Source organism: Vibrio sp. C8 (genome assembly GCF_054051265.1).
The window spans coordinates 1-20,150 of sequence record NZ_JBPAOE010000003.1 but is presented as its reverse complement, the minus strand read 5'-3'; the positions used below and the strand labels follow the sequence as shown (position 1 = coordinate 20,150).

Annotated in this window: 16 protein-coding genes and 2 pseudogenes; 10 read left to right on the top strand and 8 right to left on the bottom strand. The window is 39.0% G+C overall.

Features of this window, described 5'->3' with window-relative positions; all coding sequences use genetic code 11:
- Window positions 1-18: 18 nt before the first annotated feature.
- The 5 genes from ACRQQK_RS01735 (at window position 19) to ACRQQK_RS01715 (ending at window position 3,261) form a co-directional block, all read left to right on the top strand.
- A complete protein-coding gene (locus ACRQQK_RS01735; RefSeq protein ID WP_102942981.1) occupies window positions 19-375 on the top strand; it encodes a transcriptional regulator GutM in 357 nt (118 codons plus the stop codon).
- 72 nt (window positions 376-447) lie between these two features.
- Complete coding sequence (gene srlR, locus ACRQQK_RS01730; protein ID WP_457509762.1) at window positions 448-1,230, top strand: glucitol operon DNA-binding transcriptional repressor SrlR; 783 nt, start codon at window positions 448-450, stop codon at window positions 1,228-1,230.
- Between the two features lie 122 nt (window positions 1,231-1,352).
- The gene (gene srlA / locus ACRQQK_RS01725) at window positions 1,353-1,916 is read left to right on the top strand and encodes a PTS glucitol/sorbitol transporter subunit IIC (protein WP_102964482.1); all 564 of its coding nucleotides are present in this window, start codon (window positions 1,353-1,355) and stop codon (window positions 1,914-1,916) included.
- A complete protein-coding gene (gene srlE / locus ACRQQK_RS01720) occupies window positions 1,913-2,893 on the top strand; it encodes a PTS glucitol/sorbitol transporter subunit IIB (RefSeq protein WP_102955702.1) in 981 nt (326 codons plus the stop codon). Before srlA ends, srlE begins: the two co-directional genes overlap by 4 nt.
- 8 nt (window positions 2,894-2,901) lie before the next feature.
- Entirely contained in the window at window positions 2,902-3,261 is a 360-nt protein-coding gene (locus tag ACRQQK_RS01715) for a PTS glucitol/sorbitol transporter subunit IIA (protein ID WP_102964481.1), read from the top strand.
- Window positions 3,262-3,363: 102 nt separating this feature from the next.
- On the opposite strand, the gene ACRQQK_RS01710 is transcribed toward ACRQQK_RS01715, so the two are convergent.
- Window positions 3,364-4,308: an AraC family transcriptional regulator gene (locus ACRQQK_RS01710; protein ID WP_102964480.1), complete on the bottom strand. Its 945-nt coding sequence runs from the start codon at window positions 4,306-4,308 to the stop codon at window positions 3,364-3,366.
- 291 nt (window positions 4,309-4,599) lie between these two features.
- Here ACRQQK_RS01710 and ACRQQK_RS01705 point away from each other — a divergent pair, with 291 nt between their 5' ends.
- The 3 genes from ACRQQK_RS01705 (at window position 4,600) to ACRQQK_RS01695 (ending at window position 7,660) form a co-directional block, all read left to right on the top strand.
- Window positions 4,600-5,706 carry a CocE/NonD family hydrolase gene (locus ACRQQK_RS01705; protein WP_102964479.1) on the top strand — a complete coding sequence of 369 codons (1,107 nt, stop codon included), beginning with the start codon at window positions 4,600-4,602 and terminating at the stop codon, window positions 5,704-5,706.
- Between the two features lie 154 nt (window positions 5,707-5,860).
- Complete coding sequence (locus tag ACRQQK_RS01700) at window positions 5,861-7,075, top strand: MFS transporter (RefSeq protein WP_457509759.1); 1,215 nt, start codon at window positions 5,861-5,863, stop codon at window positions 7,073-7,075.
- A 48-nt stretch (window positions 7,076-7,123) separates the two neighbouring features.
- Window positions 7,124-7,660 (top strand): cyclophilin-like fold protein, encoded by a 537-nt coding sequence (locus ACRQQK_RS01695; RefSeq protein ID WP_170963371.1) that lies wholly within the window; start codon window positions 7,124-7,126, stop codon window positions 7,658-7,660.
- Between the two features lie 141 nt (window positions 7,661-7,801).
- Here the strand turns inward: ACRQQK_RS01695 and ACRQQK_RS01690 are convergent.
- Window positions 7,802-8,663, bottom strand: a pseudogene (locus tag ACRQQK_RS01690) (IS5 family transposase).
- Between the two features lie 101 nt (window positions 8,664-8,764).
- Window positions 8,765-9,373 (bottom strand): TetR/AcrR family transcriptional regulator, encoded by a 609-nt coding sequence (locus tag ACRQQK_RS01685; protein ID WP_102964477.1) that lies wholly within the window; start codon window positions 9,371-9,373, stop codon window positions 8,765-8,767.
- 93 nt (window positions 9,374-9,466) lie between these two features.
- On the opposite strand from ACRQQK_RS01685, the gene ACRQQK_RS01680 reads away from it, so the two are divergent.
- Window positions 9,467-10,348, top strand: a complete 882-nt coding sequence (locus tag ACRQQK_RS01680) for an SDR family oxidoreductase (protein WP_457509756.1) — start codon at window positions 9,467-9,469, stop codon at window positions 10,346-10,348.
- 342 nt (window positions 10,349-10,690) lie between these two features.
- On the opposite strand, the gene ACRQQK_RS01675 is transcribed toward ACRQQK_RS01680, so the two are convergent.
- Window positions 10,691-13,174 (bottom strand): DEAD/DEAH box helicase family protein, encoded by a 2,484-nt coding sequence (locus tag ACRQQK_RS01675; protein WP_457509754.1) that lies wholly within the window; start codon window positions 13,172-13,174, stop codon window positions 10,691-10,693.
- 137 nt (window positions 13,175-13,311) lie between these two features.
- Here ACRQQK_RS01675 and ACRQQK_RS01670 point away from each other — a divergent pair.
- Window positions 13,312-13,655: pseudogene (locus tag ACRQQK_RS01670) on the top strand (helix-turn-helix domain-containing protein); the annotation flags it as partial.
- Between the two features lie 13 nt (window positions 13,656-13,668).
- Here the strand turns inward: ACRQQK_RS01670 and ACRQQK_RS01665 are convergent.
- The 4 genes from ACRQQK_RS01665 to ACRQQK_RS01650 form a co-directional block, all read right to left on the bottom strand.
- The gene (locus tag ACRQQK_RS01665) at window positions 13,669-14,526 is read right to left on the bottom strand and encodes a hypothetical protein (protein WP_457509752.1); all 858 of its coding nucleotides are present in this window, start codon (window positions 14,524-14,526) and stop codon (window positions 13,669-13,671) included.
- Between the two features lie 755 nt (window positions 14,527-15,281).
- A complete protein-coding gene (locus tag ACRQQK_RS01660; RefSeq protein WP_457509892.1) occupies window positions 15,282-15,899 on the bottom strand; it encodes a recombinase family protein in 618 nt (205 codons plus the stop codon).
- A 575-nt stretch (window positions 15,900-16,474) separates the two neighbouring features.
- On the bottom strand, window positions 16,475-17,587 hold the full coding sequence (locus ACRQQK_RS01655) for a hypothetical protein (protein ID WP_457509750.1): 1,113 nt from the start codon (window positions 17,585-17,587) through the stop codon (window positions 16,475-16,477).
- A gap of 1,512 nt (window positions 17,588-19,099) precedes the next feature.
- Window positions 19,100-19,942 carry a restriction endonuclease gene (locus tag ACRQQK_RS01650; protein ID WP_457509748.1) on the bottom strand — a complete coding sequence of 281 codons (843 nt, stop codon included), beginning with the start codon at window positions 19,940-19,942 and terminating at the stop codon, window positions 19,100-19,102.
- Window positions 19,943-20,150 lie beyond the last annotated feature (208 nt).

Sequence of the window (20,150 nt, the reverse complement as noted above, 5' to 3'; positions counted from 1 at the left end):
ATTACTTAGAGGTAATCTATGGACTCTATTTCTTTATTCATCAGCATCGCTATTGTCGCCTGGGTCGCACAAATAGCGATGAGCTTTTTCCAAATCCGTGCCTTTAATAGGATGATCCAATCTATGGCAAGCAAAGGTAAAGTAAAAATTGGACGAACTAAAAGTCGTTGGAAAGCAAGAACAATTGTTGTCATAGTTGAATCTGAGGAAGGTATTATTACGGATGCCAAAGTACTCAATGGGGTTACAGTATTTGCACGCCCTAAAACATTGACCGAAGTGGTTGGAAGTTCATATCCACTCGATAAACATATTCTAAATGGGTTGAGTAACGGGATTCAGGAAGCTCTGTACGTTGCTTTTCAAACTGAATAACAGAATTTTCAAATCACATTCAATATGATAATAATCTGGTGTAGAATAACCTCAAATTAATCGGTAGATATAATGATGAGTATTGATAGCAGACAAAGTCAGTTGGTTTCTTACCTCCAAAAGAACGGCAAAACAGCAGTAAACGATCTTGCCTCTATTTTCCAGACATCTGGGGCCACGATTAGAAGTGATCTGAGAGCTTTAGAAGAGAAAGGCATTGTGGCAAGACGCTACGGAAGTGCGGAAGCAGTTTCCAGCAATGGTGCTACAACGAGCGCTTCTGAAGAAATTGCTATGGATGAAAAGAAAACTTTAAATCTTGATAAAAAAATCCGTATTGCAGAAAAAGCAGCTCAGTTAGTTCGAGATGGGGACTCCATAATCCTAGATTGTGGTAGTACAACACTACAAATGGTTCCCGAGTTTGAAAAAATTATGTCCTTGACTTTAATGACAAATAGTCTGGATATTGTTCATGCTATGAACGAACTAAACTCCGAACATACGGTGATTATGCCTGGAGGAACTTACAGAAAACGTTCAGCTTCGTTTCATGGAAGTTTAGCGGAAAGTGCCTTTAGTCATTTTACGTTTGATAAACTTTTTATTGGAGCTGACGGTTTTGATTTAACTCAAGGTTGTACGACTTACAACGAAGCTTATCAAGTTAGCCAAGCGATGTGCAAATCTGCCAAACAAATTATTGTTGTACTAGACTCGTCAAAATTTGGTCGAAGAAGCCCGAATGTTGTTGTTCCCCTAGATCTGGTTGATATCGTCGTCACTGACACAGAGCTATCAGCAGAACATTTAGGCGGATTGAAAAGTAAAGGAATTACTGTTTATCAGGTATGAAATTTTTAATTTGAAAATTTTTCTTTGATGATTGAAATCACATTTCAACACACTGATTGTGTTTAGCCTGTCGTTATGTATCAAAATAGCCCGACTGTTGTATCTGTATTTAGGTGGCCGTTATGGAGTATTTCACTTTAAGTGCCGAGTGGTTTTTAGGGTTGTTTGAAAAAGGTGGCGAAGTCCTTGTAAGCATGGTTACAGGAGTTCTTCCAGTGTTGATATGTTTGCTGATTGCCATGAATTCACTAATCCGCTTTATTGGTCAGCATCGAATTGAAAAACTGGCGGAAAAATGCGCTAGTAATCCTGTCTCTAGATACTTAATTCTTCCTGTGATTGGCACATTTGTTTTCTGTAATCCAATGACTCTGAGCCTAGGTAAGTTTCTCCCTGAACGTTATAAACCATCTTACTATGCTTCGGCTTCTTATAGTTGCCATTCTATGAACGGTATGTTTCCTCATGTTAACCCAGGTGAGTTGTTCATCTATCTCGGTGTAGCAAGTGGCTTGACTCAAATTGGTTTATCTTTAGCACCTTTAGCAATGAGCTATCTATTGGTCGGGTTAATTTCAAATTTTTTCAGAGGTTGGATAACTGATTTTACCACGGCAATGGTGTCTAAACAGCAAGGAAAAATATTGTCTGACCAAGTTAGTTTTTCAGACGGTAACAAGTCATGAAACGTACGTTAAGCGTAGTTGCGGGCAATCAAGGATGGGGTGGGCCCCTTCATATATCAATAATCTCAGGAAAGAAAATACTGTATGTCACTGGTGGGACTAAGCCTAAAGTTGTCGACTACATTAGCCAACTGACAGGACTTGAGGCAGTTGACGGCTTTAAAAACATAATTGCAGATGAAGATATTGCCCTAGTGGTTATTGATTGTGGTGGTACTCTGCGTTGTGGTTTATATCCCAAAAAAAATCTGTATACCCTAAATATTCATGCAACCGGAAAATCAGGACCTCTTGCCCAGTTTATTCATGAGGGAATCTATGCTTCTTCCGTAGATGAATCTTGTATCAGCATCGTGGAACACGACAACGTAGACGAACCAGAAAATGGAAAAATCAACGAAGATCATCCACTGACTTACGAAACAGATAAAAAGTTAAGTGAACAAAGTGGTAGCATCATTGCCAAAGTTGGCATGTCGATGGGCAATATCATGTCCACATTTTACCAAGCGGGTCGAGATACCATAGACACAGTGATAAAGACTATTTTGCCATTTATGGCATTTGTTTCGATGTTGATTGGGGTGATTCTTGCGTCAGGCCTTGGAGATTTAGTTGCCCACCTACTCACGCCGCTATCTTCTAATCCACTTGGCTTGATTGTTTTAGCTCTAATTTGTTCATTTCCGTTATTTTCTCCGTTTTTAGGCCCTGGAGCTGTGATTGCACAGGTCATAGGAGTACTAATCGGTGTGCAGATAGGTACAGGAGCAATTCCTCCTCATCTGGCACTACCCGCCTTGTTCGCTATCAATTCACAAGCAGCCTGCGACTTTATTCCTGTGGGTTTAGGACTTGCCGATGCGAAGCAGGAAACCGTAGAAGTGGGAGTACCTTCTGTGTTGTATTCCCGATTTATCACAGGTGCTCCAACAGTATTGTTAGCATGGTTTGTATCTATGTTCATATACCAATAGGTGGGGCGATGACTTTCCACTTTAAAGCAACAATTATTGAGATAGGTATGTTAGCGAATGAATCGCTAGAAGAAGACATGATCATTTTGTTTAATCAAACTGCACCAACAGACGTGAAAGACTACTGCTTTATTCACGATCAAGGGCAGCATATCGGAACGATCACGACTCAAAGCACATTACTTATTGCAGACAAAGACTTTATCGTCACGGCAGTCGGGAGTGCTGTAAGTCAAAATTTAGCCAATTTAGGTCATATTACGATTAAATTTGATGGACAACTCAAGCCAGAGCAACCAGGAACTGTGCATGTGATAGGACATTGCCCGAGTTCAATACATGTCGGTGATGAAATTGTATTCGGCTAATGGCTATGTTCCCTTTAACTGTTGCTATACTTGAAATAAGCAACGATGGAGAGAACATGGCCTTTAAAATAAATTAGATTGAATAATGACATGATGACCAAATTATTGGTTTGCTCCTTTTCGTAATACCTCAATATGTCGCTTAGGTGATATTCCAAAAAGCCTAGTATATTCACGACTAAAATGTGAAGGACTTTCATAGCCTACTTGAAATGCTGCACTTGATGCTTCTGAATTCTCGTTAAGCATCAGACGTTGGGCTTCGTTTAATCGTAACCATTTTTGATATTGCAAAGGACTCATCGAGGTATGTTTACGAAAATGGTGATACAACGTCGTCGTACTCATTTGTATGTATGAAGCCAACTCTTCAATATTTAATGGTTCGGAATAATGAACTCGAAGCCAACCGATAGCTTTAGATATTCGGTTAGCTTGATTTCCAGATAATGCAATCTGCCAAATCCGGCCTGCTAGTTCACTAGTAAGAAGACGATAATGTATCTCTCTCACAATGAGTGGCGAAAGTGTTTTAATGGCTTCAGGCTCATCAAGTAGATCTAATAACCGAATAAGCGGAACTAATAAATTTTCCTTCACCGTTCCTATGGCAGAGCTTCCATTGCCGGAATCATCATGAGGAGGGTTCATATCATTTTGAGCAATAATATCGGCCATAAGCTGCATATCAATTTTCAACATCAGCCCTAAACATGGTTTATCCAAGCTAGCATCGACGACTTGCGAACTAGCTGGCATATCCAATGAGTTGAGTAAAAAATGCTGTGTATCATAAATGAAGATTTGCTCTCCAACTAACAACTGCTTGCTTCCTTGAACGACAAAAAGAACACTTGGTTCAATTGCACAAGCGCAAGGTTCCGTGATCACTTCCCTACGAAACAAAGACAAACTTTCAATTGAAGTTGAACTATCTTCATTACCTACCGTTTTTTGCTCGATGATCTTCGCTAGCTTAGACTGCATATTGCTTATGTTCATATCTAATTGTCTATTTTCAGCTTTCGATTCATGTTGAGCTGTCATTCGATATCCCTCAAGTTTGATTTACTCAATCATAGGTCGCTCCATCCCTATAGTCACCTGAAATTCTAGCCACTCGGTGGATTGGGCAATCATTGAGTGGGATCTTGCTACCGTAAATCAGACAAAACTGTAAAACTTAATTCTAGTAAACAAATCACCCACTTTATTTCTTTACTTGGGTAAATATGAATGCCTATAACACGGGTCGAAAAGATTCATATCGACCAAATGTTTAGACGCTTTACACAACATGTACTCTGTAATACTCGGTCAATTTATCAGGAGAAAACCATGGACAAAGCCACTGAAAACGCCAACGTTATTTCTCAAAGAAATGAAGTCAATGAAGGTCGTAGAAATATGATGAAAATGGCTGGAGCCGGCGCTATTGCTTTAGGTGTAGGCTCGATCGTTTCAACTCAAGCTTTTGCTCAACCATCACTAAAGTTAAGCGATGAATGGGACAAAAAATTTACAAAAAGTGATAAGGTCATTCATAAAAAAGTCACTTTTAAAAATCGCTATGGTATTACCCTCGCAGCCGATCTTTACCAACCCAAAGAGGCTGAAGGTCAATTGCCAGCGATTGTGGTTGGTGGCCCTTTTGGTGCAGTGAAAGAACAATCGTCAGGTCTTTACGCTCAAACAATGGCTGAGCGTGGTTTTGTTACGCTTGCCTTTGACCCGTCTTACACCGGTGAAAGTGGTGGTGAGCCGCGTAACATTGCATCACCTGATATCAATACAGAAGACTTTAGCGCGGCGATAGATTGCATTGGAGTGCAAACAAATGTGGATCGTGATCGTATCGGGATGATAGGCATATGTGGTTGGGGGGGGATGGCATTAAATGCGTCGGCCTCCGACAAACGTGTCAAAGCTGTGGTCGCTAGCACTATGTATGATATGACTCGAGTGATGTCTAAAGGTTATAACGACAGTGTCACTCTAGATCAGCGCACACAAGCACTCGAACAGCTAAACCAGCAACGTTGGGAAGATGTCAAAAATGGCACGCCAGCTTATCAAGCACCTTACAACGTATTAAAAGGTGGAGAGCCTCAATTTATGCTTGATTACCATGAGTATTACATGACACCACGCGGATATCATCCACGTGCGGTTAACTCAGGTAATGCTTGGTCGCAAACGACACCACTATCCTTTATGAATATGCCAATATTGACCTACATAAATGAAATCTCACCTCGTCCGGTTTTATTCATTCATGGTGCAAAAGCTCATTCACTTTATATGGCTAAAACGGCCTATGAGAATGCTGCTGAGCCAAAGGAGTTAATGATTATTCCCGGTGCTAGCCACATTGATTTATATGATCAAATGGATGTTATTCCATTTGACAAGCTCACTAGTTTCTTCACGCAACATCTAGCTTAATCAATAGTTAGCATTTTATCGCTATATAGAGGTCTGGGCATAAGATCGTTCTTTTGCCCTTATTAACTCATTAATTGAATACGGCTTTTAAGTCAGGTGCGTTGTTTAAGTACATAAGGCACTTCTATAAAACCAAGGCTAAATAAACGAACTTATGAAATCAACGACGACCTCTGGTGGTTCATTTCCTGACTCAACGGATAAGTGCACCACGACACACAAAGCTCATTGGAGTGGCGTATTTGCCATGTCTTTATGTGTATTCACACTTATCGCATCCGAATTTATGCCTGTTAGTTTGCTAACACTAATTGCAAACGACTTACACATAACGGAAGGAATGGCAGGACAAGGTATTGCAATTTCTGGTACCTTTGCTGTACTGACTAGCCTATTATTGCCTGCTTTTATCGGTAGCATTGATCGCAAGATATTACTCTTAACACTTACTTTTTTAATGGGAATATCTGGCGCTATTATAGCTTTAGCTCCTAACTATATGACTTATATGTTGGGCCGTGGACTCATCGGCGTCGTCATTGGTGGATTCTGGTCAATGTCAGCCGCAATGGCGATTCGATTAGTACCCCCTGAAAAAGTCCCGAAAGCTCTTGCTATTTTTAATGGTGGCAATGCGATGGCAACCGTCATTGCCGCACCGCTAGGGAGTTATTTAGGATTTATTGTTGGGTGGCGTGGTGCTTTTCTAGCAATAATCCCTATCGCACTAATCACCTTCATATGGCAATGGTTAGCCTTACCAGCAATGAAAGCAGAAACAAAATCATCAGGACCTAGGCATATTTTAAGCACATTAAAAAACCGTAACGTTGCCCTTGGTATGGCAGGCTGCGGCGCTTTTTTTATGGGCCAATTTGCGCTATTTACTTACTTAAGACCTTTCCTTGAAACCGTGACACATACCAGTGTCTCTACATTGTCTCTTTTATTACTTGCTATCGGTTTTTCAGGGCTTATTGGCACACTCATTATTAGCACATTTCTTAAAAAAACGTTATATGCTTTGCTTATCGGTATTCCCTTCCTTATGGCCATGATTGCCATAACATTAATTCCATTCGGAAGTAATGTGTTCATTGTGGCAATCTTACTCTCGCTATGGGGTTTAGTCGCTACTGCTGCTCCTGTAGCATGGTGGACTTGGGTAGCAAAGGCGATGCCTGATAACGCGGAAGCTGGCGGTGGTTTGATGGTTGCGGTTGTTCAAATGTCTATCGCGTTAGGATCGACGGTTGGAGGGGTGCTCTTTGATGCAGAGGGCTACCAAAGTACTTTTATGGCTAGCGCAATTGTACTGTTAATGGGTGCTTTTCTTGCACTGAAAGCATCACGCATACAAGCACAGTAAAATCGACCTGTTTATAGAAATAATAAAATTGATGGAGTAACCACTGTTATGAATAATTTTTCTATTAACACCAAAGAAATAAGCACCTTCGGCATAATAGTGCCTAGGTTGCACTTAACGTTGATCAAACTAGCTAGCCTATTATTGCTATTATGCTTAGCACTAAGTAGCAGCTATGCTGCCCAGCTAGTAACAGATCCAATCTCAGCTAAACACATCGTAACTCAATCGGAGCATTCGTATATGTGGATTACCATTGGAAATCATCGTTTTAAAGCCAGCTTAATCAAAGCACCGGCAGCTAGTGAATTTTCAGCCATGTTACCATTGACTCTCAACATGGATGACCTGAATAATAATGAAAAGCATGCCCAACTACCGAAATCAATATCAACTGATGAACATCGCCCAAAACGTATCCATAATGGCGATCTCATGCTTTGGGGTAATCGAACTATAGTTATTTTCTATAAGGATTTTGATACATCATATGCATATACTCGTATTGGTCACATCGAAGACCCTAGCCAGCTACAACAAGTACTTGGACAAAATGAGGTAAGCGTAATATTTTCTAAAAACTAAAAACTGTCATAAAATTGTTTACTCTAGTGATAATAAACTTGTAGGAAAGTAATGACGAAAATAGAGCAATCCTATGGCCTTGTTACCGAATTCAGTTTAAGAGTTAACGCTGCCTGAATAGGCTATCTTTTAAACGATATGCTAAGTTTCGAACATACTTAGTCCAGTAAGCTTGTTCAACGCTTTAATCATGGCGTAACTCTCCCCATCCCCAACTTGTGAGTTGTAATTATGAAGAGTGAGTGATGCGCCAATTAACTGCTTAACCCGATATTTGGAGGTTTCAGACAATGAACGCCTGTGGTAACCATACTTCTGTTTCCACTTTTTGTTTGACCCATAGAGTTTCTGGCAACCAACCGCTAGATTGCGTGTATGTCCCTTTTCTCAGAAGGCTGCGTCCTCACGCGGAGTGATTAAAGCTATCGCTTTCTTAACCCTAATTGCCCTATGGCATTTTCTTGTATCGCATGCACCATCTCCCGATATCTCATTGATGGCTCAGTGTGTTTGTTTGAGTAGATTGGGGAGTACTTCCGCATCTGTCAAACCTGATAATGTCAGCTCAGCCGCGATAATTTCATGAGTATTGGTATCAACAGCAAGATGGAGTTTACGCCAGACTCGACGCTTACCATCGGTTCCATGTTTTTTCACTTTCCATTCGTCCTAACCGTATATCTTGAGTCCAGTTGCATCAATGGCTAGGTGCTGAATAATGCCTCGTGAAGAAGTTTTAAAACACCCCTCGACATCCTTAGCTCGGCGACGTATGCAGGTATAGTGGGGACAAATCAATGGAACATTTGCCAATGATAAAATCTTGTAGCGCCCTTAAAGGTAAGGAAAAGATGCGCTTTACCATAAGAGCAGTTGTGATAGCTAGGTCACTAAACAAACGCGGTCTACCACGTCTATCCTGTTTAGTTTGTTTCCACTCAGTTATCGCTTCTTCGTCAATCCAAAACGTGAGTGAACCTCGGTTTGGCCTCCAAAAGTCGATTGAATGAAAAAATGTGTCCTGCGGTTGAGCAAAAAAAGCTCTCTTTAATATCTCTGATGAAAAACATATTCTTTTCACAGGAACACAACTGGCTGTAATGGTCATCTCAGAATCGAAAAAGCGACTAATAGTATCTTTTTAACCGTTGCAGGATGCACACCGCGAGCAAGCTGTGACGAAGCATTGCTTAGCTGCGAATCAATATAAGTAGCAGCGAACTCCGGCGACATGTTAACAGAAAGCTCCCCCTTGGCCTTTGAACGCTCCACCCATTTTCTAAAAGCAATTAATCCCTGCTCTTCAAGAAGATCTAGTTGCGCTCGTGTTTCTTCACCCAAGTGGATTCGTGATTCACGCATTTTTATAAAAAGACAGCCATTTGGAGACTCATGATTACAACTGGCTGAAGACGCAAATGACACAAGATTATCAAGAACTTCTCGAAATGGCATTTTACTATTCAGCATCTTCTGGACTGGATCTAACACTTGCTCTTGATACCTAATAAGAACAGCTTTCATCAATCCATCTTCGTTAGAAAATTCTCGGTAAAGGCCTGGTTTAGATACACCAGCTCTTCTGCAAATTTCATTAATGGACAAATTTCCTATGTCATCTTTCCAATAAGAATCCATCGCCACATCTAAAACATGATCACGATCTAAGGTCTTGGGACGCCCTCTTAAAGGCCTAATTTCAATCGAACTCATTTAGTACCATCCGGTATTTTAATTTGACAGGCTATTCATTAGCGCTTATTGTACCAGCCGGTATTTAATTATCAAACCGAATAGGAAAGAAAAATGAGCGATGCAAAAAAAAGTATAGTTATCACTGGAAGCAGCAGTGGATTTGGCCAAAAATCAGTAAAAGATTTTGCAGATAAAGGCTACCAAGTGTTCGCTACAATGCGTGGTCCAGAAGGCAAGAACGCTGTAGTTAAAGCAGAGTTGGAAGCATATCGTGATTTTATACATGTTGTTGATATGGATGTTACCAATGACGAATCTGTCAAAACCGCTATTGCAAGCGTGCTAGATAAAGCGGGAAAAATTGATATTTTGCTAAATAATGCTGGTGTAATGTACCTCGGGATTACAGAAGCATTTAGTATTGCCCAAGCTCGCGAGCAGATGGAAACAAACTACTATGGCGCTATGCGTACTATTCAGGCTGTTTTACCAGCGATGCGTGAAGCCAAGTCAGGTCTGATCATCAACACATCATCCATGGTCGGCCAAATTTCAGCGCCATACTTCTCTACCTACGCTGCAACCAAACATGCTTTGGAAGGCTATCTCCAAGGTTTGCGTTACGAAGTGGCACCATTCGGCATCGATATCGCAATAATACAACCAGGCCCATTCCCTACCGGTTTAAGTGCATCAGGACAGCAACCTACACGCACAGACATACTGGACAGCTACGGTGAATTAGCAAATGTTCCCACCGTTATGTTTGAGGAATTCGGTAAATTTATGCAGAGCGATCAAGCCCCTAATCCACAAATGGTCGTAGATGCCTATTTAGCGCTAGCTGACATGCCTAAAGGCAAACGTCCAACACGCACAGCAGTCGGCTTAGTTTGGGGAGTTGATGAAATTAATACAGTTAAACAACCTATCCAAGACCGAGTTTTGACAGAAATGCAACTAGATAAGGTTTTAGGCGGCGCTGACGTGTAATCTAAATTATCAGGGGTAAGCTACTTTCTTGCCCCTATTTCCATCAAACTACAAACAAATTGTTCTGGAAGGTATCTTCAATTCTTAAGCTTCTGTAATGAATTACCACTGAATCAGTAGAGACAACCCTTTAACATGGATAATCAAGTAAACACATATTGATGCATTAGATAAATTTGGTCAAATTTTGGGTCAGTAAACGCGTGCTACATTGCTTTAAACACAGAAAGGGGCAAAAATAACTTAGAGGAATCAGTCAGATTTAGTCACACCGTGTTTTGGAAGATGACAGATTGCATCCAGACTAAACCACTTGAAATCTAGTCACAAATAGACAATGCTCTAACTCAATCGATTTATTGAAAGAGATTTGGATAGAATTCGACGTTGTCCTTTTCCTAACTTTTCCAAAAAAAGACTGTCTTCGAGTATTTTTACAGCATGGTTTATATAACCTTGCCATGACTGATACCCTTTATTCTTAATTTGATTGTTCCAGTTAAAAGTAACCTTCGATGCATCCCCTATTGAGATCCTGTCATTGCCTCTGGAATGTTGCATCCATACATACACAGCAAGAAACATGACAGATATCCTATTGGCATTTTTCCCCGCAGCCGATAATGCAGTTAAAAGGGCTTTGTTATCCCAGCTCCCCTTATACTTGCAAAACAAAAAGGTGGATAAAAGTGCTGGTTCTAATTCAAGCAATTGCTCTCTTGTGTACTTGTCATGATGAATGATCACGTCAGTAGCTTGAGATACTCTTCTCTCAAAATCATAGTCTCTACTATTATTGCTCTCGCACTTGTAACATTTCTTCTCGCCAAAGCCGTGTATTTTTTTGGGTGATAGCATGTTGCAACTTGGGCAATTGACAAGCTCAAGGTAACCATTCTCGATCGGGGCGTAGAGTTCTGAAGCGGCTCCGTTGATTAAAGATACTGTTCTTATGTCATGCTGTCCCCAGCTTAATACCTGCTGTGTCTCAGTCGTACTTAAATAACATTCTAGTAGTAGCCTAAAGGATTCATTTTCACTATCTTTTAGTACATAGCAAGCCCAAGATTCACACCAATAAATAGGGATATTCTTAGTTACCTGACAGTAGCTTAAGTTTGCATCTTCAATAATTTTGGAGCTAAAAGAACATTGAGCCTGCTGATCTATCACATGCTTTTTGTTTTCATATAAATTAATACCGAGACTAGCATATGCTCCCCTCTGCACTTCTACTGCATCTAAAATCGAAATGCATTTCGATGTAGCACGTGAATATGAACAAAAGAAGTCAACATCAGTCATTCTCGGATGAGAAAGTACTATTACAATAGGTTTTTCAAGTCCGCGATATTTACCAATATTCTCCACGCTAATACCTTGGGGTACCAGTCCATTTGGTACTGCCATAGAGAATGGAGTCAACACTGTAATATAGCGGTGAGGTATACCATCGGAGATTAGTTCATCAACTATTTGTTTTAACGCCGTATTAGGCTCACTGACTACTAGCTCCGCAAGCGTGTCATTTTCTCTGCTCCGTGGGTTTACGACAGAATAGGTAGGTTGGTTGAATAGCTTTAACCGTTCACATACCAGCTTAGGGATTCTAAGGCTCGTTGTAAGTGTATAAGGCTCGGTATTGGTAATTATTGATAGGTCACTAAGGCTTATTCTTTTTTCGTAATCAAATGCTTGAAACGCATCACACATAACTACGATTTTCTTGTTTTCAAAGGCAGAAACCAATGCTCGCCATGCTACGTCACATATTACTTGTCCTTCATCAACAATTAGGCAATCAAAACCTTTTAGATAACCTAATTCAGTCGCCTCTAGTAAATCTTGATAAGCACCTATGTTTACCCAGTCTTGGTTTCTTATCTCCGTTTCCTTTCCTAAGAACTTATGTGCTTCTCGGCAAAGAGAGTGGACGTTGTTCACTTGACAAGTTGAGTAATCTTCTAACTCTTCAGCGATCTTTTTCGACAAGAGTGTGTTGAATGTAACTACCAATACTTTTTGACCTTCATCGCATAGAACTCGCGCAGCTTGAATCGCAACAAGGGTCTTACCGCTCCCTGGCCAACCATTAACGAGAAATCGCGTGGACGTTACCGCTCTCGAAACGGCCTCATTTTGTTCATCCGTCAGCCTCAACCACAAATAGTTATCATGGCTGATCCTTGACAACCAACATGGCGAATAGTCAGCCGTAGGAACTATTTTTTCTATCAGCGCCTTCACGACATCAGGGCCTAAGTTTTGAGCTTTAAGGTGGTATTTGTGATAGCTCATTATCTCAATAATGCGCTTTTGAACAGACGAATGATCTCTGATATCCAAAGTCAGGTTGACCTTGTAATTGTTATAAGTAGGATCAGTAAATGCTGGAGGTAGGCTATTCGGAGTTGTCTCTGACTCGGGGAAATAATAAGCCCTACCAATTTTCACTTTAATATTTTGTTCAGATAGCCACTTTTGTATAGCAAAAATACCTCGATTAAGCTGGCTCACAGGGTCAATTTCAGAGACTGTATGTACTGAAGTCTTTGAATAGTAAAACCCTTGAATACCATGCTTCAACCGCCCGCCTTTTACTTCTATTGCCAATATACCTAGAGACTCATGAAGAACTAAAAAATCTATTTCACCAATTGGGCTGTGAGATTGGTGATACTCCATCACAAACGAAGAAAGCCAGGGAATACTGTGGATAACATGAAAACTATCATCCAACTGTTCTTGGAGTAGTTGATAAACTAGTGGCTCTGCAATTCTACTATCATTAGTTTTAGGGCCATATGAAGGGTACATTCTTGCCATACAAAGACTTATAAATCAGCTAATTAGTAAGTTTGATATTATCGTTATATCATATAAATATAAAAAAGCCCTTATAAAACCAAAACAAACTCATAGCTCCCGCTAATACTCTTTCAATCGCCAAGAGTTGTTATACCTTGTTTCAGGGAGGCAGTCTGCTACAGCCTCTGAATTTCTGGCATGTATCTAGAGCCTTTATGGTTATGGGCGTATCGCGTGACACTTTCTACCGTTATCAGGAGTTGATTGAAACTGGTAGAGTTGATGCACTCATTAACAAAAGCCTAAGAGCACCAAACCTTAAAAATCGAGTCGATAGTCAAACTGAGGAATCGGTTTTTAAGTATGATCTTGATTTCCCTGCACACAGACAAGTGAGTACAAGCAATGAACTGTGTGAGCTAGACGTATTTATATCGCCAAGTGTTGTCCGGTCGTTCTGGCTAAGAACGAACTTGAAAATTTCAAAAAGAGACTTGAACGATAGAACTTTATCATCGCTTTTCTGCCTTAACTTCTTCTCTAATACGTGCAATCGCCTGTACAAAATCTCTCTGATTTTCAACCATCTCATGCATAAGTTTAATCATCCAATATGGCGAGTGGTTTATCTCAGTCCAGAACTCCAACAACACCTGTCTTTTGATATGAATATTGTATGTACCCTTAAGCCTGTTGGAACAATAATCTACGAATCCTTCATCGATATCCGGAAATTCTTTAACCTGAGCTGACTGATAAAATGCAGCCTGGTCGTCCTCAAACAGTGACTGCACACGACTTGAACCTATAAAGATTACCGTTATACGAGAGCCATATTTATCGAACTGAGTTCGCAAAGCATAAATGAAATTATCAAAAGAAGATGATGTAGAAAGGTGCTGGAAGTCATCAAGAACTAAAACTATTTTTGGGCTTCCAACGACTTCAACTAACGAATTGAGATACAATTTGATGTTCGAAAGTTCTATGCTTGTCGCCGCTCTTGGCTGAGATTCTAGTGCCATGTCGGCGAACAGATTTTCTTTGTACTGTTTAATAATACCACTGTGTATAGACAGCTCATGAACTCCATCGTTTTCAAGCTCATCGAGTACTATAGAAAGTTGCTTTGTTAATTCAACATGTGGGGCATTTCCCTGCATGCTGATATAGATAGGTTTCATACCGTCTTGTATCAGCATCGGCTTCAACTCGTTAAGAAAGAAGTGCGATTTACCTATCCTAGGTTCTCCAAAATACGCGATTCTTGAAAACAAAGTATCTTGACACATATTACTCATTTGAATTGCCAGCTCTGGCCTACGATAGAACCAGAGTTCTGACTGGGAGGAATGACTTGACTGATTCATGAACGATAACCTCAGAAAGTAATCATTGGGGCGAAAGTACTAAATATCACTGCTATACCTTCCACTATTATCCTTATGCCGTTAGAATTTTCGTCGTCTGAATCTGAAGCGAACTAGACTTTTCAACCTGATGATTCGACCTGCTTCCATGAGAAAGTAAAAAGAAAACAACTACGCTGTTTTCTAATTCTTAAGAGCCTAAAAGTGAATGCTTATGCAGCACAATTACTCACAACGATAAACATCGATTAGAACAACCAGTCTAAGCGCTTAATGCTAAAATACTTGAAAATTAAGTAAAACGACGCTAAATGAAGCAAAAATCAGGAATAGTCATTAAAAATGATCCAATCTTTGGTCTATTAATGTTACAAAAATTATGCTATAACTATTATAACTGTTATAACTATTATAGAGTTATAATTTTAATATAAGGAGCGATCCTTGAAACTGACACGCTCTTGCAAGAAATCCCTACTACCTCGAAAAAAAACCTCTTCCAAAGTCAGAAGTTCAACTTCCATACTCGACAAATGTACTTCCATAAATAGAGATTCAACTTCCAAGAATGGCAAAAGGCTAGTGCGGACATAAAAACATCTCAAAAAACTACCGCAATAGGCTTTAGCGGTCATTTTGAGTGTCGCAGTATGGCAAAGCGGTTTACGGTACAATTAACGATTGAATAGTATTTGCATAAAACTAGAAATACAGGCCTTGAAGGGCTGTATATATCTACTTTGCTACTAAGCGGCCTACCCTGCCATTTTTAGCCAATTGTAATAAGTAGCGCGACTAACTGATTGCGCCTTGCAGGCAGATGTGATTGTTTCCCCATTTGTTACTAACAACTGTACTGTCTTACATTTTATTGTAGTGTTCTCATCAACTGGTCGACCTTTGTATCTGCCTAAACTTTTGGCTTTTTGAATGCCTTGTTGAGTCCTCTTATAACGAGTTTCATAGTCATCTCTTGCGATTGCTGCCGATAGATCGATCATAAAATTTGTTAACGCTTGCTGTATTGCCGATATAGAATCATCCGGCGATGTGATTAATGCTTGATGAGTCATTGGCTGATCTGCAACTACTATCTGCACGCCTTTTGCTTTTATTGAGGACTTTAATCCTTGCCACAAATTGAAAGGTAAACGAGTCAAACGATCCATTTTTTCCAAGAGTAAGACATCCCCTTCCTCAGAATCATCTAGTAATCGATTCAACTCCGGGCGCTCAGAAGTAGTCCCACTCACATTCTCTTGATAAAAACCCGCAATTCGTTGATTGTGACGCTCAGCAAAAGTCTTTAATTCATCTTTTGATCGACTAGCGTCTTGTTTATCTGTCGATGCACGTAAATAAGCTCGAATCATCATATAAAGCTCTCTTACTTATGAAATGTCTAATTTAAGGTGTTTAGCAAAAAAGGTCTATTTTAAGATGTCTAATAACTAATAGGTGAATAACTTTGACTTGTAAACTTTAACTATAGTTATAATTTACAATTTTTGATATAGACTTGTTTGCAAATAAATGCAAAAAGTTCTTTCTCAGTTACTATTCAGAGTATTAAGAATGAGATGCCTTCCCATCTGTAAATTTGTAATACAATAATGATATTTGCTCTGGCTACCACCAAATTTAGGGTTAAGTTTTTTAGAAAGAGCATAATCACTGATATGACGAGCAACGATCAGTTTGTCAATATGGTTAGTTTGAGAAATCATAGTCTGGCTCTAGCTTTCAGACGCAAGCAAAACCGCTTTATTACGCTCTAGCACTCAACCATCACCAGTTGAATTATGCATCTCTTCAAAATGCGCTTACTATTATTAAAACCTTACGGAAATAATTATGTAATCAAGAAATAAATATGGCAGCATACAGAACAATACTGCCAAGAGTTTTTCTGACAATCTTTAAATTTAAATATGAAGTATCATTAATGCTAAATATAACCTTTTGACCTTTCTTTCACTCTATAAGCAATTTTTGATAACGTATAATCTTTTTTCATTCTATCTGGATATTTTTTCCTAATCATTCGACTCTTGATATAATTATTTTTTATAAACTTTTTATCTGGTTTGAGATCAGATAAAGCAAGTTCACAAAGTTTTGTATAACAATTTTTAGATTTTGCAAATGAAATCAGTGTATTTACAAGATCTAATGCTGTTTCAATTATGACCTCAAAATCCGTCGATTTCTCAAAAATAGGGGACGAATGATCTTTAAAACAACCAAATTTGTACTCTTTGTTTACCTGTATTTCATTGTATTCAAATGTGGTGTAATGCTTTAATAGATATTCAAAAAAATCCGCATATTCAATATTTGGTTCGATAGCAGCATAGATAGCTTTCTTCGAATTAGCATATTGATTTTGTTTGAATTCAAGCATGTCTTTAGCTGCACGGTCTATCAATATTTTTGCATTCAAAAATTTTTGCTCGATTGATAAATCACCCCGTAGGGTTAGGTTACTAGATAAAAATGAGGTAAACGTCTCCGTGAGAGTTTGCAGCAGGCTACAGTGCAATTTATTTTTAAATACACAATCAAAATGAGTTGTTTCAGGGAGATTAACAGGAGTAACGATAAATGTAGTTGTAACCACATTTGTTGCTGTTGCAAATACTTGCGTAATCAAAAACTTAATTTCTGTACCTAGAAATTCAGCCGAGAATGTTGCTAGAGGATAGCTAAACGTAAGTTTTTGTTTGTGCGAAATCTCAACCGTGAGGCTACGAAAACAATCTGAATTTTGAAGATAATGCTCAAGCAGCTCTCCATTCATTAGCTTGTATTCATCTGATGCGTGGTAGCGACAAGTAGTAAAGTTTTTCAAGTTCAATAACTGTGCCACAATTTCCTGAACTATATGTTTCTTTGGAGGAGGACCAAGTCGGGTCAAACACTCTCTAGTGTGATCGACAAAAAGATCTAACTCTTGTTGATTAAAATTTTCTGTAATGACTGTTGAAAATTTTGAACGAAACTCATCTATATTTGTTGCAATTAAATTTTCTGTAGATTTCGGAGGCGTTGGCCTTGGCATTTTGTCTATCCATGTTAATTTAACACCAAACGTTATGAAGCCAAATGTTATGTTTGTCGCAGTAGGTAGGTTATAACGGTTAGTGTTAAAAAATATAAATAAACAAAATTTGTATTTAACAAACTAATATATTGCTGCTTTCGCTTGCGACATATAGCAGAGAAGCTATCTCTTGTGAACTATACAAGATGTACCTATGTAAAACTCAATTTTATTTAAGTGGAAATTTAAACAAAAGTCAATTAAAAATTTCAAATATGACGTACCCCCCCCACGAAATCTCATTTATTTTTAAACTTATTACTATTTAATTCATAGAAAACTCTCTATTCAACTTTATATACTAATGATTTTCGACAAATAATGAAGAAAATGAGTATCTAAATACCTTGTTGATTAACTTGAATAAGATCTAGTTAAATTTAATTATATTTAGCACAAAGTTACTGATTTTTCGGCTTCAGATTAAAGTTTTAATCTGCCCCCGACCATGCTGATTACATTGCAATTGCTCGCCAGCCTGATTTTGGAACAATAAGGAGTGACTAGGATCACCCCAAGGTTACAAACTATATTGTGTGAAAGCACTATTGCTTTCGAAACCTTTTCTCGACAATACCTAGTTAAACTGACCAAATTATTCAGGTGAATAACCCAATATTTTACGGCTAGATTTCATCTTAATGACGACTTCCAGACCAGCTTATCAGTAATACTCAGTTCAATATCTGCCCAAATTGTTCAGGCGAATAACCCAAGATTTCAAGGCTGGATTTCACCTTAATGAAACCACCTATAACTGTGTTAAAACAATAAAGATTGCCCGTAGCTCACACCTCATTGTTTCGATAAGTTGAATGTTGAAAGCTATCAATCGATACTTTGCGCAGATCTGAATAAAAGTCACCCCTAACGGGCAAGCTATTTTGTATTTTTACTGGTTATTAGTGGCAACCTTATTGTTCTTTCACATATGCTGTCTAAGGAATTGCTGTTGTGTTCGTAACTTCGGTGGTTCATGTGCAGGAACAATAAAGTCTTCCCGTTAAGGCTAGACGAATGACAATAGAGTTTGCCCGTAAGGTGTAGGTCTTACCCAGATCTGATCAGGGTATTGGCTTAACAGCCTTCAAAACGCTATCAACTGAAACAATGAGTTGTGCGCTACGGGCGAACTTTATTGCTTACGGGCAAACTTTATTGTCTCAATACAATAACTGACGTTCAGCAATGCTAAGCTAATTCTCCAGCCCAAATTATTCAGTTGAATAACCCAAGATTTCAAGGCTGGATTTCATCTTAATGGTGACTTCCGACTGTGCAGGAACAATAAAGTTTATATCCTTGGGGTGATCCTAGTCCCCCCTTACCACACCTTTTATCGACAATACTCAGTTATGTTCTGACTTATTTTTGGACAGAACCTTGTTAGACTTGATGATCTAAAAGAGTACTTCCAGATTAAAAAAAGTATGTTGATTCCTTGAACGTTTGTTATATGCGTACTAAAAGTTACTTACGTTCAGTAACTTCCACACCGTGATTATAAAAGTGATGTTCTCCAGTCACTACATTTTTAATAATAGCTTGTGCAATATGTTCAAAATGAGTTTCACTTCTTGTCGTATAAGTAATAGTGTCATAGCCAAACTTCAACTTTTTAAGTTTCAAAGGTGGAAAGCCACAGTCAGGAACATGAAAATACGCATCATCAAAATTGTATTCATAGATTAAGCCCTTCGTATTTTCCGGTTTTCTAGGCAGCTTATTTTCGAAATCCAGTATAGTTCCTAGCAAGTTATAATCTTTGTCTACTACCTTTATCGCATCCGTCATACCATCAAAAGTAAGCAAAGTTTCCTCGGTGATGTCTGTATTATTTAGCACCCATTCAGCGTCTAGATAGGGTTGCATTTGGATATTTGATATGCAAAGTGCGTTACCATTTACAACCAGAGTTCTAATTCCATCAATCGTTCTCAAATCATGAGCAGACGGCTCACTTACACACATTAAAGAAATACCACAATGCTTGGCATACTCAATTGCCCCCGATTGGTAAGCACTGCTAGTAACGAAAATACCATTTACATTACCAATATCATTCAGAGCATCATTAAAGTCTCGAATTTTGCCAATTGACACTTTACCCTTGTAATCTTTGCACTCAACTGCGACTCGGTGCTTAATTCCTGCTCGCACAAACTCCCAATAAACATCGATTTGATGCGAGACACCAGACTTACCCGAAATTTTGAGATCATGTTCAATAACAGTGTTTTCTACACTATCTAACGACAGAATTTCCTCATAAATAGCCTTCACTAGAAGCTCAAAATCTGTGCCTTTTTTCATTATTATCTCTTCGCATATAGCCGCGTTAAGTCGTGAGCAACGTTACCACCTAACCTAAACCGTTGCACCGTAAACACAAAACCCAACGACGGAATAAAAAATGCCATGCGTTGGGAATCTGTCTTAAACGCTTGTATGGGAAATTATCCCTCTTAATCGACCAGTTTCGGGTAATGTGAGACCCAGGCTTTAGCTGCAACTAAAGCTT